This is a genomic window from Sporofaciens sp. St.21A7, assembly GCF_059728535.1.
Genome location: NZ_BAAGFN010000001.1, coordinates 2,846,259 through 2,861,966 on the forward strand (window position 1 = coordinate 2,846,259; position 15,708 = coordinate 2,861,966).

Genomic DNA, 15,708 nt, shown 5'->3' on the forward strand with positions numbered 1-15,708 from the left:
GTAGAAAACGGAATGACCGGACAGGAAACCCGGACAGAAACATTCCCATTTTTCTTCTCCGAAAATTCTCTCATGTAACTCTGGAAATATAATATCACTTTCTGACGGAAGACGCAAGAATTTGTCTGATTTTATTTGCAGAACCGTTTTACCTTTCTCGACACCTTTTTACAAATCAATGTTAACAACTTAGTAGTGGTATGGTATCAAGAGCGAGAATACAGCATTAAATTGACAGAAATATAACAAAAAGTATATTGGGTGAGATAAAAAAGGGCAGACTTCCCCCTTGGTGCTAGAAGCAAATTTTAAAAATATTTCTCTGACGCCATGGAGCATAGAACCGCGGGACATCACCACCTTTCAGAAATGATAGTTAGTGTGTTGCCTTGTTATTGTAATGATGCTTTACCTTTCTGGGAATATCACGTGGATTTGACTCTTTGCATCCTTTTTTATCCCGTACCCGATGTGATACGGCAAAACAAAAGATGTCCCGGATTATGGTAAATTTTTCGGCAGGTGTCTCAGAATCCATATATTCTGGAAGCCGACGGCTCAGGCAGCCGACGAGCTCATTTATATTTGTCATGTACCTGTGCTTATTGTTTTTCTGGTTAATGGTACGGTCGATGATCCCGTCCGTTTCCTTCTTAATAGCAAGGGTGAGGTTCGCAAGCAGAATGGAGATCCAGAATTCCTGAAGGATCGAATTTTCGGAATAACCGCGAAAGTCCGTAAGCCCTATTTTTTCCTTAATCAGCTTATAATCTTCTTCCACTGGCCATCTAAGAAAGTAGCACTGGCGGAACAGACCTTGATCCAGGCCAAAATCATTTGTGATCAGTGTTTCCAGTGTCTCGCCTGGAAGATAGAACTTTAGGACGCGGACTTTCCTGTCATCCAAAACGAGAATGTGGTCGGTGATCCCATACTGGTCTGCCGGTGCGGGAAGCGCATCAATCGCATTGTTAAATTTAGACCTGAGCCGGAAAAGATACCCTGCATGGATCGTGTCTTCGATATAAGCGATCAATTCTTTGGAAGCATATCCCCTGTCGAAGACAAACATGGTGTATAATAAGCTTGCCCGTGCTTTGTTTTTGATATTGTCCATATGTCTCATGGCAAGTGTACGCTCATCCACATGGATTGGTTCGAACTGGGCATCAAGGACGCGGTCATTGAGAACGTCAAAAGCAACACTGGCAATGGCAGTGGGAGAGCTAGCACCTCTCCCGATGCTGCCATATTGATCAAGGAGAGCTTTCCGGTTGGGAAGCGGGATCTTAGAGCCGTCAATGGCTATGATCTGCCGTCCCCATACCCCCAGAAACCGCGCGTGGAAAGGAAGGGAATCCTGGCTGCAGAGGAAATCCAGCATGCGCTCAAAAGCTTCTTTGAAAATGGAATGGCTAATTTTAGAACGCGCTTTGCTGAAAGCCTGCTGTGAGCAGCTGACAGAGGGTGCTCCCGATTTCAGTTTAAGTTCATGAAAAAAACTATCCAAGGAGGCAGAGATTGTCTTTTTAACATTGCCGAGTAAAAGTTTAACCAAAGTCCAGTAAGGAAGTTTTCCGCAGTTACGGGTATAAGCGCCTTTTTGCCTGCGCGCCCTGTCCAGGGCATTTGGGTCAAGCAAAGTGTTGCAGATAATATCGGCGAGAATCTGAATGAGTTTCATAAATGCAGCTCCTTTCAAAAATGTACTATAATCAGGGGCTGCGCCGCAAATTTTGGTTATTTTGTCAATAGTAAATCTAATGAAAATATCAGGAAATTTTTGTGCAATATTTTGAGCTCACTCTTTAGAAAAACGATACAAAAAAGCACAGGAAAATCCTGTGCCGATGATAAGATGATATAAATTTTAAAATATCAAACACTATATATTGTGGTTGCTTTAGTTAGGTTGTTAACATTGCAATCAAAACCCAAAAAAGCAGAACTGGTAGTCTGGGGCGCCGAGGAGGACGCCGAACTGATGAACCAAATCATCCAGAGCTTCCAGGCAAACTATCAGGCTGAGGCTGATTTGCAGATTACATTTGAAGTGCAGGGAGAATCCCAATGCAAAGACGCATTAATCGGCGGGCTGGAAGAAGGCGCGGACGTATTCACGTTTGCAGACGACCAACTACACGCGCTGGCGGCGGCCGGGGCATTAGACCCCATCGAAAATGCAGATGAAATCAAGGCAAAAAATCTTCCCAGCGCCGTAGAAGCCGCCTCGATAAACGGTCAGCTTTACGCCTATCCGCTGACGGCAGATAATGGATATTTCTTATACTATAACAATCAGTACATTTCGGATGAACAGGCAAAGACACTGGACGGGATATTGCAGGCTGCTGCGGCGAACGGCAAGCTGTTTTCCATGGACTGGTCTTCCGCATGGTATGTCTATTCATTCTTTGGCAATACGGACTTGAAAATAGGACTTAACGACGACGGAATCACCAATTACTGTACTTGGAACCAGACGGACGGAGCAATCAAGGGCATCGACGTTGCCAACGCCATGCTTAGAATCGCAGGAAACCCGGGATTTGTAAACCGCACGGACGAAGGATTCCTTGCCGGGGTACAAAACGGTTCCGTTGTCGCAGGCATCAGCGGCGTATGGAACGCAGTCGCGGTCACGCAAGCCTGGGGCGAAAACACCCGGGCCGCCAAACTTCCCACCTACACCTGTAACGGCAGCCAGATACAGATGGCTTCCTTTTCCGGCTGCAAGCTCATCGGTGTAAACGCCTACTCCGAAGAGCCCAAATGGGCGGCGCGGCTTGCAGAATGGATTACAAATGAAAAAAACCAGCAGCTCCGGTTTGAACTGCGCGGCCAGGGGCCCTCTAACGTCGCAGTTGCAGAGTCCCCGGTTATAAAGCAGTCTCCGGCAATCGCCGCCCTGTTAGAGCAGTCTGAGTTTTCACAGCTGCAGAGAATCGGCGGCAAATTCTGGGACCCTGTCTCAAAATTTGCCGAAAATATGGCGGATTTAAACCCTTCCGGCCAGAGCATACAGGAACAGCTAGATGAAATGGCAGAAAATGTCTCTGCCAGATAGATTCAATCTCTCGAAAGGATTCAAGAAACAATATGAAGAAGAAACTCCGCATACAACAACGTTTAATCATCCCCGTCATACTCCTGGGAATCGTGGCATTTGTATCAAATCTCCTGTCGGTTTTCAGCCTCAACACGGTCAATTCAAACGCCTCGAAAATTGTAGACAACTATATGGTCGGCTCCGAAACATTGCAGGATATCCGCTATTCCATCACGAAAATCCATGAAATCGCCCTTTCCCACATCGTGGCTGCCGACTATAACTCCATGATTGCCATCGTGGCGCAGATTAAAGAAGAAGAAAAAAAACTGGAATCATTTCTGGACAAATATAAAAAATACATTACAGAAGACGAAGAAGAGGAATACGCCAAGCTTTTGGCAAATTACGACTCTTTTAAGCACGCTCTGGTATTTCTCGTATGCGCCAGCGCAGACAGTAAGACAGAAGACGCATATGCCTATGCAAACGGCGATGTGGCAAGTTTCGGCGACGCGATGGAGGGCAACGCCAATAACCTGTATGCCGCCGTCAAGGCAAAGACCACAAAGGCCCGTCAGCATCTTTTTGCCGTATACGTCGTCTCCCTAATCATCGCAGCAGCCTCTGTCGTCACCTGCCTGCTGCTGATACTCGCCGCCGTACGGATTATCCGGAAATATGTAATCACGCCTATCCAGGGTACGGTAAACACGCTGCAGGAAAGCTCCACCTCACTTGACGATGTGACCAAAGAGGTACTGAAACATACCCGCACCTCCAACGAAAGCGCGAAAGGGCTGTCCGCACTTTCCGGCTCTCTGTCCACGGTAATCCGGAAAGTAGCGAATAACGCGGCAAATATAAACCACAGCGCGGCCGACATCAAAACCGACGTCCATGACATGTCAAAGGAATGCAGCGCAATCACAGAATATTCAACCGCAATGAAGGTACGGGCAAACGAGATGGAAGCCGCGGCGCAGACCAACACAGACGCCATACGGGAAAAGGCCGCCGACATCCTTGCCGTCCTCGGGAAGGCAATCGAAAACAGCAAGAGCGTAGACCAGGTAAACAGCCTGACCAAAGATATCATGTCAATCTCGTCATCGACAAACCTGATTGCCTTAAACGCTTCGGTAGAGGCAATGCGGGCAGGCGAAGCCGGGAAAGGGTTTGCGGTCGTCGCCCGTGAGATTAAAAGCCTGGCAACCTCATGCGGCGAGACTGCCGAGCGCATACAGGAAGTAAATAAAATCGTCACAGACGCCGTATATAACCTGTCCGGCCATTCCAAAGACATGGCAGATTACCTGAATGAAACCATTTTAACCGAATTTCAGGAATTCGTCCGCTCCGGAAGGCAGTATAAAGAAGACGCCGACTATGTAAAAGAAATGATAGACGCATTCAACAGCAGAACCGAGCGGCTTAGGAATTCCATGACGGAAATCGCCGATTCGATTGGAAGCATCACGAAAGCAATCGACGAAAGCGCCTCCGGAATTACCGGGGTTGCCGGAAACGCCCAAATCCTCGTTGAAGACATGGCGGATATTACCGGGCGCATGGATACCAACAGAGAAATCGTAGAGGATTTGAAGAAACAGATGGAAGTGTTTAAAGACTTATAGTTTATGGAGGCGGCAATATATATGTATCGCCGCCTCCAGAGCATTGGACTATCTATTTCCCGACAGCCCCATTCACTTTGTTCCATTCTGATCTCCCGAGCATCGGAAACATCTCTCCAATATCTCCACTGCCTCCCGGATCTGCTCTTCCGTCAGGTTGGCATAGCCAAGCAAAATGGTCGGCTTTTCCTCCAAAGCCTGCCTAATCCGGTAATCCGAAAGCCCATACACACGCACATCCTCCTTTGCCGCCCTTTGGAGCAGCTCTTTTTCCGACAGCCCGTTATGGAAGGTCAAAAGCAGGTGAACGCCCGCATGTTCCCCGGAAACATCCAGAATATCCGACATAGGCCTAAGCCCCTCTAACAGCACGTCATGACGGCTCTTATACAGCGCCCTCGTCTTGTTGAGATGCCGTTCATAATACCCTTCTTCAAGAAATCTCTGCATAATCAACTGATCCACCTTGGAAACGGTAGAATGCACGAACCTGTTTTTTCTCTCATATACATCCATAAGAGGCTGCGGCAGCACCATATAGCTTAACCGGATTGCCGGCGCAACCGAGCGGGAAAATGTCCCCAGATAAATGACTTTCTCATGGGCGTCATACCCTTGGAGGGCAGGAATCGGTTTTCCCTTATAGCGATACTCACTGTCGTAGTCGTCCTCTACGATATACCGTTCCTCCCCCTTCGCCGCCCATCTAAGAAGCTCCATCCTCCGGTTGATGGGCATCACGATACCCATAGGGTATTGATGGGACGGCGTCACATACGCAATATCCGCGCCAGACTCCTCCAGCGCGGAAACCATCATCCCGCTTTTATCCAGAGATACCGGAACTGTTTCATAAGATAACGCATTGGCCATGTGATACGCCTGCTTGTACGCCGGATCCTCAAAGGCAATCCTGTGCCCTCTCCCCAAGACCATGCTAAGGAGCATCAGGATATAGTCGCTTCCCGCGCCAACGATAATCTGGTCCGGCGAACAGTTTACCCCTCTTGCCTGATGCAGATAGCTGCTGATCGCATTGCGGAAACCATACTCTCCTTTAGAATCACCGGAACGGAATAACTCCGTCCGGTCATCCATCAGAATATCCTTCGTAAGCTTCCGCCATGCATTGTAGGGAAAGCTCCTTAAATCCACCCCATTAGGAGAGAAATCATACTTGTACTTCTTCTGCTGCTTGGGAGCGGCAGGCTGTATCCGCTCTTTTTTGAAATGGTACAGCTCTTCCGTCTGCGCCACAAAAAATCCCTTGTATGGCTTGGCTTCAATATACCCTTCCGACAAAAGCTGCTCATAGGCCAGCTCCACCGTACTCCTGCTGACCTCTAAATGCCTGGACAGCGACCGGGTTGAGGGCAGCTTTTCCCGATATTTCAGTCTCCCGCTCTGGATGTCCGTCTTAATATAGCTGTAAATCTGTTCATAAAGCGGAATCTTAGAATGGCTCTTGAGATTCATTGTCAATTCGTTCATGGACAAATCCCTACTTAGGCAGCTTAAACGAACTCTTTAAAGATACAATCCGGTTAAATACCAACGCCTCCGGCGATGAATCCTTAGAATCAATACAGAAGTATCCGTTTCTTACAAACTGGAAACTGTCGCACCCCTTCGCCTTTGCAAAACTATCCTCCACATAACACTCCTTACGGACAGTCAGGGAATTGGGATTCAGGTTCAAAGAACCGTCCTCTTTATTATAAACACCCTTCTCCTCATCCACCAGATTCTCATACAGACGCACCTCTGCCTGTTTTGCAAAAGGCGCTGCCACCCAGTGAATCGTTCCTTTCACCTTCCGCCCCGTGAATCCTGTCCCGCACTTCGTCTCCGGGTCGTAGGTACAGTGAACTACGGTAACATTCCCGCAAGCGTCCGTCTCGTAGCTTACACATTTCACAAAATAAGCATGCATCAGGCGCACTTCATTTCCTGGGAACAGCCGGAAATACTTCTTAGGCGGCTCAACCATGAAATCCTCCCGCTCAATATACAACTCCCGGCAAAACGGCAGCTTACGCATCCCCAGTTCCGGGTTCTCCAGATTATTCTCCACTTCCAGATACTCCGTCTCTCCTTCCGGATAATTGTCAATCACCAGCTTAATCGGATCTAACACAGCCATCATGCGGGGACGCTTCAATTTTAAATCTTCCCGGATACAGTATTCCAGCATAGCATAATCCACAGAACTCTGGCTCTTGGACACGCCGCACATCTCAATAAACATCTCAAGCGATTCCGGCGTAAACCCTCTTCTTCTGAGCGCCGCAATGGACACAAGCCTTGGATCGTCCCATCCGTCCACAATTCCGTCCGTCACCAGCTTCTTAATGTAACGCTTCCCCGTCACCACATTGGTCAGATACAGCTTGGCAAACTCAATCTGCCGCGGCGCAGGATCGAACTCACATTCCTTCACCACCCAGTCATAGAGCGGCCTGTGGTCCTCAAACTCCAGCGTACAGATGGAGTGGGTAATCTTCTCCACCGCATCCTCAATGGGGTGGGCAAAATCATACATCGGGTAAATGCACCATCTATCCCCTGTATTGTGGTGCGGCATATGGGCAACCCGGTAAATGACCGGGTCGCGCATGTTGATGTTTGGGGACGCCATGTCAATCTTGGCGCGCAGCACCTTCTCCCCGTCTTTCACCTTGCCCTCTTTCATCTCTTCAAAAAGACGCAGGTTCTCTTCCACACTCCGGTCACGATAGGGGCTGTTCTTCCCAGGCTCCGTTAATGTGCCGCGGTATTCCCGAATCTCCTCGGCGCTTAAATCACAAACAAACGCTTTTCCTTTCTTGATTAATTTCACCGCGCATTCATACATCACTTCAAAATAATCCGATGCAAAATACAGATGGTCTTTAAAATCAGCGCCCAGCCATTCTACATCTTCCTTAATAGATTCTACGAACTCCATATCTTCCTTTGTAGGGTTTGTATCGTCAAACCGCAGATGGAACGTCCCGTGATACTTCTTCGCAAGCCCTGAATTCAACAGTATGGACTTAGCATGCCCAATATGAAGGTATCCGTTGGGTTCCGGCGGAAATCTGGTACAGACCTCCGAATAGACTCCCTGCGCGAGATCCTTATCTATCTCCTGCTCAATAAAATTTTTGGAAACTGCCTCTTCTCCCATGATTGCTCCTCCTTGTAGATACTTACATAACATTATGTCCCTTATCTTATCATAAAAAATTTGGCGAAACAAGGTCGTCTGTCCGTTTCCTTAAAATCAGCAGTGCCTGCACAATGATCGCCCCATGGTCTGCCGCCGTCATCCCTTGTTCTGCCACGGTAAATTTCTGTTCCCGAATCAAGCCGTCCGTCCGTATCTGCTCCTCGACCACGGCTGACGTATGAAGCCCTCTGCTCTGATTCGTCAAATATAAAGCATATCTATTCTTCACCTGGCCGCCTTCCTGGCTGCTGTCAAGAAGCTTTAACCGTACCTTGCACCATACGGCGTCTGCGGCGTCATCCCCTGCTTTGACCTTGACGTCATTTTCATCCACAAGAGCCATATATGCCGTCGTGATGACTCTGGAACGAGGGTCCCTGTCATAATCCCCATAGGTGGCAATCTGTTCCATCACAAGTCCTTTGACCCCGGTTTCTTCTTCCAGCTCTCTTCTCGCAGTGTCCCCAAGGTTCTCCCGCATGTTAATGAAGCCTCCCGGCAGCGCCCATGCCCCGATGCATGGGTGGTTGCCCCTTTTCACCATAAGAATGCTAAGTCCCTCCAAAGATGAATTCAGTTTCCCCGGATGGGAAAATATAACGGCATCCGTCGTACAGCTTGGGGACTCATATTTCCCCGGTTCATACCCTTCCAAAAACTCTTCCAGCGACTCTCCCTGCGCATTCCGTTCCCCGGTTCCCCGAAAACGGGACAAGTCTTCTAAAAATGATGGCATGTTTCATATCCTCCTTATTCTCAGAATTCCTTTATAATGTGTTCGACTTGAAACTTTAGCCGTTTGTCCTATAATGAAATAAAGACTTTCCGAAGCATTAATTGTACCTCGAAAAGTCCTTATTTTTACTATTTAAGAGCTGCCTAGCGGAATCGAACCGCCGACCTCCGCCTTACCAAGGCGACGCTCTACCGACTGAGCCAAGGCAGCAAACATGTGATATGCAACATTGATACTATACAATATCCTGTCCCTTCTTGTCAATATCCTTTCTGCATTTTTTCTATTTTTTTCTACTTTTTTACCAGGAAGCCGGAATAACTCCAACATTCCGGCTGTCCCATTCTAAAAACCTATTCTTCTTTCTTACCCAGCAAGACTCCTTCTATATACTCCACAGCCCGCTTAACGCTACCTTCCTCAAACGGAACGGAAAGTCCCGCGGCTTTGAGCGTCTCAAGATAACTCATGCTGCCCCCGCATTTGCACAGCCGCAGGTAATCCTCCCATGTCTTCTCATGGTTATCCCGGTTCTTCGCCGCCAATTCCATAGCTCCCATGGTGGTAAGGATATAATTGATATAGTAAAATGGGTACAGGAATATATGCAGCTTATGATACCAGAACCCGCCGCGGTCAAAGAAATCATCCGCATCATACTTCCGCCATGGCATATAAATCTCCTCCAGCTTCTTCCACTCCAATGTACGCTCTTTCGGCGTAAGGTTCGGATTCCCATAGCAGATATGCTGGAATTCATCCACAGCCGTCCCGAAAGGCACCAGCATCAACGCCTCCTGCAAATGGGCAAACCGGTACTTATCCGCCTGATCTCCGAAGAACATTTCCGCATACGGATAGGCAAACTGCTCCATGCCCATCGAGTGAATCTCCGCAATGTCCATTGACGAGAAATAGTAATTCGATAACGGCTGCTCCCTCATGGCCATATATCCGGCAAATGCATGCCCCAGTTCATGGGTCAGGACCTGCATGTCAAATATCGTATGGTTCAGGCACGCAAACACAAAAGGCGCCTGGTAATCCGCCAGGATCGTCATATATCCTGTAGACGCCTTTCCCGGCTTATTCTTTAAATCCATCAGCTCATGTCCAATCATAAAGTCTACAAACTCGCCTGTTTCCGGACTGATGTCATGGTACATCTTCTGCGCCTGAGAAATCATAAAATCCTCATCCCCTGCCGGAACCGCATTTCCGTCCGGAAATACACGCTTCTCATCATAAGCCATCAAGGTATCGACTCCCAGACGTTCCCGCTGCATCTCATACAGTTTCACACACAACGGCACGGCATACTCCCGCACCTGCCTGCGGAAATTCTCTACTTCCTTCTGCCCATAATCTGTACGCCCCTGCTGCATATAGCCAACCGGGATAAAATTCTCATATCCAAGGTTCTTTGCCATCTGTGTGCGGATGGTAATCAGTTCTTCCCAAATCTCTTCCAACCGCTCCTCATGGCCATGGTAGAAAGCCGAGTATTCCTTATAAGCCGAAGCCCGCACCTGCCTGTCCTCATGCTCGAAGAACTTCTGGAGCCCGTACAGGTTCCGCTTCTCTCCCATGAACGGAATCTCCGCCGACGCCATAATCTTCTCATACTCGCTTGTAAGCAAAGCTTCCTTCTGCATCAACGGAATATTCTCCTCACAGAAACTCTTCTTGTCAAGCTCTATGGACACGAACATCTGGCTTCCGTACTCCTTCTCAATATCTGCCCTGAATGGTGAATTCATGAATGCTTCTTTCAGTGCAAGAAGCGCCGGCATCACCTCCGGCATCTTTCCTTTCAGGTATGCGTCTTCTTTTTCATAGAATTCATCCCGGGTATCCAGGGTGTGCCGGATTGACACAATCGTTACCGCCGTCCTCATATGCTTCGAGAATTCTTCCATCTCAAGCAGGCATGACTTCACTTCCTCATAGGACTTAGCAAGGTCCACCCTCGCCGTCAGCTCTTTTGCCTTCTCTCCAATCTCCTCAAAGTCTGGCCTTACATATTCCATCTCCGGAAATGTAAATGTTTTCTGTTCCATCATTTTTCTTCCTCCTTACTTTTCTGCTTTCAGTATTTTTTCTGTCTTCCCTTTAATCCGCTGCAGCGCATTATCAATCGTCTTAGGGCTTTTGTCCAACAGGCGGGCAATGGTCTTATAATCTGTCCCCAGGAGATGCAGATAGAGCACCCGATTCTCAAGGGCGCTTAAACTCTCCTCCAGCTTCATCTCCAAAAGCTGCGCATACTCCCGGCTGACCAACAGTTCTTCCGGATTGCTCTCCTGCCCTGCCGCCATGGTCTCAATCAGGGAACCTTGCTCTTCACTCGTCTCATAAAAGGATATGTAGGAATTTAAGGGGCTGTGCTTCTTCCGTTTTGACGCCTCGATTGCCGAATACATCTGCCTGGTGATACACAGCTTTGCGAAACTATAGAAAGAAGTCTCCTGATGTACATTATAATCCTGCACCGCCTTAAACAGTCCAATCATTCCTTCCTGAATCAGGTCGTCATTCTCCCCGCCCAGCAGGTACATGGCATTCGCTTCCTTGCGCACCAAGTTCTTATATTTCTCCATGATGTAGTCCATGATGTCCCTGTCGCCCTTGCGCAGCTTTTCTATCAGCTGCTCGTCCGTCATCTGCTCGTAGTTTGCCATACACAGCTCTCCAGTCTTTGGCGCACCACCTCATACGCCAGTACGCCCGCCGCCACGGATGCATTCAGGGAATCAATATCACCCTTCATCGGAATCCCGGCTGTCAGGTCGCAGCTCTCCTTCACAAGCCTGCCCACGCCTTCCCCCTCGCTTCCGATCACCAGACCGATAGGACCTGTCAGGTTCAGACGGTACATCTGCTCACCGCCCATATCCGCACAGACGAACCACAGGCCTTGCTTTTTCAATTCTTCCATCGTCCTGACCAGATTCGTGACCTTCGCCACAGGGGTATAGTAAAGCGCCCCTGCCGAGGTCTTCGCCACCGTCGCCGTTAAACCTGCTGCCCGTCTCTTGGGAATGATCACGCCATGGGCACCCGCAAGGTTCGCAGTCCGGATAATCGCACCCAGATTGTGGGGGTCCTCGATGTTGTCCAGCAAAATCAGGAAGGGATCTTCCCCCTTCTCCTTTGCAAGAGCCAGCATGTCCTCCACCTCTGCGTAAGCATAAGCCGCCATATAAGCAATCACGCCCTGGTGCTTACCCGTCCCGGAAATCTGGGTCAGCCTTTCCTTCGACACGAATTGAATCAGCGTATCCTGCTTTTTCGCCTCTCTTAAAATCGACTTCACAGGACCATCCTGGCATCCATCCAACACCAGAAGCTTATCAATGGTCTTTCCTGACCGGAATGCCTCCAAAACAGCGTTGCGCCCTTCAATCAGGTTCTCGTTTTCTCTGTCTGTCCCAGGATTCTTCTCATTTTCTTTTCTCATATCCTCTTCGATAAACCTCTCTGTCAATTTGCTAAACTGCTTTTCCTTCCTCTTCTTCCAGAGCACAAAGCCCTGCCTTTATCAGCTCCAGCATCCTCTTCCATTCCTTTTTCAGATACAGATATCCGACTAAAGCCTCAAACCCGGTTGCCTTGTGATAGTCAGACACGGACTGGTTCTTTGCAGGAGACAGGCTCTTCGCATTCCTCCCCCGCTTATATACCGCGTGTTCCTCCTCCGACAACCGGTCGTTCAGGACAGTCATCATACGTGCCTGCGCCGAAGCCTGCACCATGGAACTGGTTCTCTTGTGCATCTTCTGCACCTGCCGGTTTCCCTCGCTTAACACCAGCGAACGGATCACAAGCTCATAGACTGCGTCCCCGATATACGCAAGGGCAAGGGGCGAATACTCCTTGATATCTACCTCTTTCATCTGGAATAATTCCTGCATATACTCTATGCCCGTTTCCATTGCACACCTTCCCTCGTGTCCTTTAGAATGATTCCCTTTAAAAGCAGCTCGTCACGGATTGCATCCGCCCTGGCGAAATCCTTCGCCTTACGCGCCGCCTGCCTCTCCTGAATCAGCTCCTCTATCTCCTCATCCAGCATCTCCTCCTTCCGGTCAACAATCAGTCCCAGAACATCCGTAAGGCTTACCAGACGTTCCAAAAGTTTTTGCAGATACTCCTTTGAACTGTCCCCGTCCGCTGTCGTGTTGCTGTACTTCACCAACTCAAAAACAGAAGCTACCGCATCCGCCGTATTAAAATCATCCTCCATTGCGCTCTCAAAGGCTTTCACAAACGCTTCTGTCTTTCCAAAAGCCTGATTTTCTGCTTCCGTCATTTCTTCCGTCTTTGCATTTTCCATTAAAAACTTTAAGCTGTCCGCCGCATTGACGATACGCTCTAACCCGCTCTTAGACGCCTCCATCAGTTCCGCGCTGAAATTCAGCGGACTTCTGTAATGTGCGCTCAGCATAAAAAACCTCAGAATTTGCAGGTCATACTGTTCACTAATCTCACGGACCGTCCGGAAATTCCCCAGAGACTTACTCATCTTACGATTATCGATATTCAAAAATGCATTGTGCATCCAGTATTTCGCAAACTCCTTGCCGTTTGCCGCCTCGCTCTGGGCAATTTCATTTTCATGGTGGGGAAATACCAAATCCTCGCCTCCGGCATGGATGTCAATCTGCTCGCCCAGATACTTCTTCGACATCTCGGAACACTCGATATGCCAGCCCGGACGTCCGTCGCTCCAGGGCGACTCCCAGGACGGCTCGCCCTCTTTCTTTGGCTTCCACAGCACGAAGTCTAACGGGTCTTCCTTCTCATCCTCCCCCGTCACCAAAAGGGAACGCTCGCCGGAACGCAGGTCGTCTAAATTCTTGTGGGATAATTTGCCGTAATCTTTAAACTGGCGGGTACGGAAATAAACCGTACCGTTCTTCTCATAGGCATATCCCTTTTCCATCAATGTGCGGATCATCTCAATCATCCCGCCAATCTCCTGTGTGGCAAGGGGGTGGGTGGTCGCTGGTTTCACATTCATCCCTTCCATGTCCTTCTTGCATTCCGCAATGTACCGCTTGGAAATCTCATCCGCCGTCACGCCCTCTTCGATGGCTTTTTTGATAATCTTATCATCCACGTCCGTGAAATTGGATACATAATTCACGTCATAACCCTTATACTCGAAATACCTTCTTACCGTGTCAAAGATAATCATAGGCCGTGCATTTCCGATATGGATGAAATTATAAACAGTGGGCCCGCAGACGTACATCCTAACCTTTCCTTCCTCTAACGGGACAAACTCTTCTTTCTTCTTAGATAATGTGTTGTACAATTTCATAATCTACGCCTTCTCCTTTTCTTTCTCGCTCATATCTCTTATGCTCCTTACCTGCCTCATTCTGGCCGGCTCTTTTTTTCATCCAGCACGTCAATCTCCTGCGTCTTCATGCACCGCATACGTTTTTCCATCTGGACGAGCCGCTTATGCAGCCTTATATTGTCTGCCTGCAGTTCCCGGATATCGTTGCTGATGGGGTCGGGCAGATGCACCTGATCCATATCCATGCGGGGGATCTTCTGGTCGCCCATCTTCACGATACGCCCCGGCACGCCCACTACGGTACAGTTGGGCGGCACCTCTTTTAACACGACGCTCCCTGCGCCAATCTTGGAGTTCTCTCCGATTTTGAAAGAGCCTAAGACCTTTGCCCCGGCGCTTACCATGACATTATCACCAAGGGTCGGATGGCGTTTGCCCTTCTCTTTCCCCGTACCGCCAAGAGTCACGCCTTGATACAGGGTGACATTGTCGCCAAGCTCCGCCGTCTCCCCGATAATCACGCCGCTTCCATGGTCGATGAACAGCCCCTTCCCGATGGTTGCTCCGGGATGGATTTCGATTCCCGTCTTCCTGACCGTCCGCTGGGAAATCCAACGGGCAAGGAAATAGTGCTTTTTCAAATATAATTTGTGTGCCAGACGGTAATGCAGGATTGCCTTGAAACTCGGATACAGGAAAACTTCCAGATTCGACTTGATTGCCGGGTCCCGTTCCCGTACTACCTGAATTTCCTGCCTGATATATGACAGTATTCCCATATAGTCCTGCCACTCCTTCCATAATACTAAATTTATACACCAAATCATGAGACATTTCCTCTGCACGGGTCTGCGCATAAAAAAACTCCGTCTCCCAATCAACATCAAGAGACGAAGCATTACTCCGCGGTTCCACTCTTGTAGAGAGCCGTTATTGAATACGTCCTCCACTCAAATACACGTAACGTGTGTAATCCCGTACCCGGCTACCGAACTCTTTTTGCTTCCTTTCACCGAACCGACTCCCGGATGCACTTCACAGACCCTCTTTCCAAAGCTGCTTTCAGCCGATGGCAGCTTCTCTCTTTTGGATTCACAATCTGCTACTCTTTCCGTTCTATGTCTTTTTCATGTATTCCATGTACGTTATATCATATGCGAAATCAGAGAATTTGTCAATCAGATTCTTACAGGTCAACACCTTCAAAGATTTCCGCCAAAGTCATTTTAATATGGGGGAACGCCCTCAGGCTAATCTCCGTCTGAGCATTATAATCCTCGTCTTCTTTATCCTCCTCCAGCATATAACTGTTCATTAAGCAATATTTTTCTTCTTCCAGATAGTAGATGTCAACGGATTTCCCCTGGGGCGAAATAATCCAGTATTCTTCCACGCCGGCTTTCTCATAGATATCCTTCTTCTCCGTCTTATCCCTCTTCGCGGTTGAGTGGCTCAAGGTCTCTGCGATAAACTTCGGCACTCCGCTGTAAGTCCCTCCCTTTAGATGCTTCCGGTCGCAGATTAACATGATATCCGGGCATACATAATCATCATTTATCTCCGGATGGTATCTAAAATCCAGATTCTCAATCGTCACAAGACAGATACTGTCTTTTAACCCCTGCTTAATTATTGTATGAATATTGCTGTTGATAATTCCATGCCGATATCCCGGCGCAGGCGACATGTCATAAATCACCCCGTTAATTTTTTCATCTTTCCTTCTCTCCGTCTCTGCCAGTCCCATACGCTCACATCCTTCCCTTT

The 15,708-nt window shown here is 48.5% G+C and carries 13 protein-coding genes, 1 tRNA gene and 1 other annotated feature; of the genes, 2 read left to right on the forward strand and 12 right to left on the reverse strand.

What is annotated here, in order from left to right:
* Positions 1 to 376 precede the first annotated feature (376 nt).
* A complete protein-coding gene (locus tag AC6I3O_RS13920; RefSeq protein ID WP_497850542.1) occupies positions 377 to 1,684 on the reverse strand; it encodes an IS4 family transposase in 1,308 nt (435 codons plus the stop codon).
* 237 nt (positions 1,685 to 1,921) lie between these two features.
* Here AC6I3O_RS13920 and AC6I3O_RS13925 point away from each other — a divergent pair, with 237 nt between their 5' ends.
* Both AC6I3O_RS13925 and AC6I3O_RS13930 read left to right on the forward strand, forming a co-directional pair.
* The gene (locus AC6I3O_RS13925; protein WP_497851414.1) at positions 1,922 to 3,067 is read left to right on the forward strand and encodes an extracellular solute-binding protein; all 1,146 of its coding nucleotides are present in this window, start codon (positions 1,922 to 1,924) and stop codon (positions 3,065 to 3,067) included.
* 32 nt (positions 3,068 to 3,099) lie between these two features.
* Positions 3,100 to 4,686 carry a methyl-accepting chemotaxis protein gene (locus AC6I3O_RS13930; RefSeq protein ID WP_497851415.1) on the forward strand — a complete coding sequence of 529 codons (1,587 nt, stop codon included), beginning with the start codon at positions 3,100 to 3,102 and terminating at the stop codon, positions 4,684 to 4,686.
* A gap of 72 nt (positions 4,687 to 4,758) precedes the next feature.
* On the opposite strand, the gene pdxR is transcribed toward AC6I3O_RS13930, so the two are convergent.
* The 11 genes from pdxR to AC6I3O_RS13985 all read right to left on the reverse strand — a co-directional run bounded on the left by pdxR (position 4,759) and on the right by AC6I3O_RS13985 (position 15,688).
* A complete protein-coding gene (gene pdxR / locus AC6I3O_RS13935) occupies positions 4,759 to 6,177 on the reverse strand; it encodes a MocR-like pyridoxine biosynthesis transcription factor PdxR (protein ID WP_497851416.1) in 1,419 nt (472 codons plus the stop codon).
* A 10-nt stretch (positions 6,178 to 6,187) separates the two neighbouring features.
* Positions 6,188 to 7,855: a glutamine--tRNA ligase/YqeY domain fusion protein gene (locus AC6I3O_RS13940; protein ID WP_497851417.1), complete on the reverse strand. Its 1,668-nt coding sequence runs from the start codon at positions 7,853 to 7,855 to the stop codon at positions 6,188 to 6,190.
* A gap of 49 nt (positions 7,856 to 7,904) precedes the next feature.
* A complete protein-coding gene (locus AC6I3O_RS13945; RefSeq protein ID WP_497851418.1) occupies positions 7,905 to 8,633 on the reverse strand; it encodes an NUDIX domain-containing protein in 729 nt (242 codons plus the stop codon).
* A gap of 137 nt (positions 8,634 to 8,770) precedes the next feature.
* A tRNA-Thr gene (locus AC6I3O_RS13950) sits at positions 8,771 to 8,843 on the reverse strand.
* Between the two features lie 143 nt (positions 8,844 to 8,986).
* Positions 8,987 to 10,696: a M3 family oligoendopeptidase gene (locus tag AC6I3O_RS13955; protein ID WP_497851419.1), complete on the reverse strand. Its 1,710-nt coding sequence runs from the start codon at positions 10,694 to 10,696 to the stop codon at positions 8,987 to 8,989.
* Positions 10,697 to 10,708: 12 nt separating this feature from the next.
* A complete protein-coding gene (gene sigH / locus AC6I3O_RS13960; protein ID WP_497851420.1) occupies positions 10,709 to 11,314 on the reverse strand; it encodes an RNA polymerase sporulation sigma factor SigH in 606 nt (201 codons plus the stop codon).
* Complete coding sequence (rlmB, locus tag AC6I3O_RS13965; RefSeq protein WP_497853480.1) at positions 11,293 to 12,093, reverse strand: 23S rRNA (guanosine(2251)-2'-O)-methyltransferase RlmB; 801 nt, start codon at positions 12,091 to 12,093, stop codon at positions 11,293 to 11,295. The genes sigH and rlmB overlap by 22 nt, the downstream gene beginning before the upstream one ends.
* A gap of 31 nt (positions 12,094 to 12,124) precedes the next feature.
* Positions 12,125 to 12,568: a Mini-ribonuclease 3 gene (locus AC6I3O_RS13970; RefSeq protein WP_497851421.1), complete on the reverse strand. Its 444-nt coding sequence runs from the start codon at positions 12,566 to 12,568 to the stop codon at positions 12,125 to 12,127.
* Positions 12,553 to 13,959 carry a cysteine--tRNA ligase gene (cysS, locus tag AC6I3O_RS13975; RefSeq protein WP_497851422.1) on the reverse strand — a complete coding sequence of 469 codons (1,407 nt, stop codon included), beginning with the start codon at positions 13,957 to 13,959 and terminating at the stop codon, positions 12,553 to 12,555. Before cysS ends, AC6I3O_RS13970 begins: the two co-directional genes overlap by 16 nt.
* Positions 13,960 to 14,015: 56 nt before the next feature.
* Entirely contained in the window at positions 14,016 to 14,720 is a 705-nt protein-coding gene (gene epsC / locus AC6I3O_RS13980) for a serine O-acetyltransferase EpsC (RefSeq protein WP_497851423.1), read from the reverse strand.
* Between the two features lie 104 nt (positions 14,721 to 14,824).
* Positions 14,825 to 15,069 (reverse strand) — a binding site (T-box leader).
* Positions 15,070 to 15,127: 58 nt separating this feature from the next.
* Positions 15,128 to 15,688 (reverse strand): Uma2 family endonuclease, encoded by a 561-nt coding sequence (locus AC6I3O_RS13985; RefSeq protein WP_497851424.1) that lies wholly within the window; start codon positions 15,686 to 15,688, stop codon positions 15,128 to 15,130.
* Positions 15,689 to 15,708: the final 20 nt, after the last annotated feature.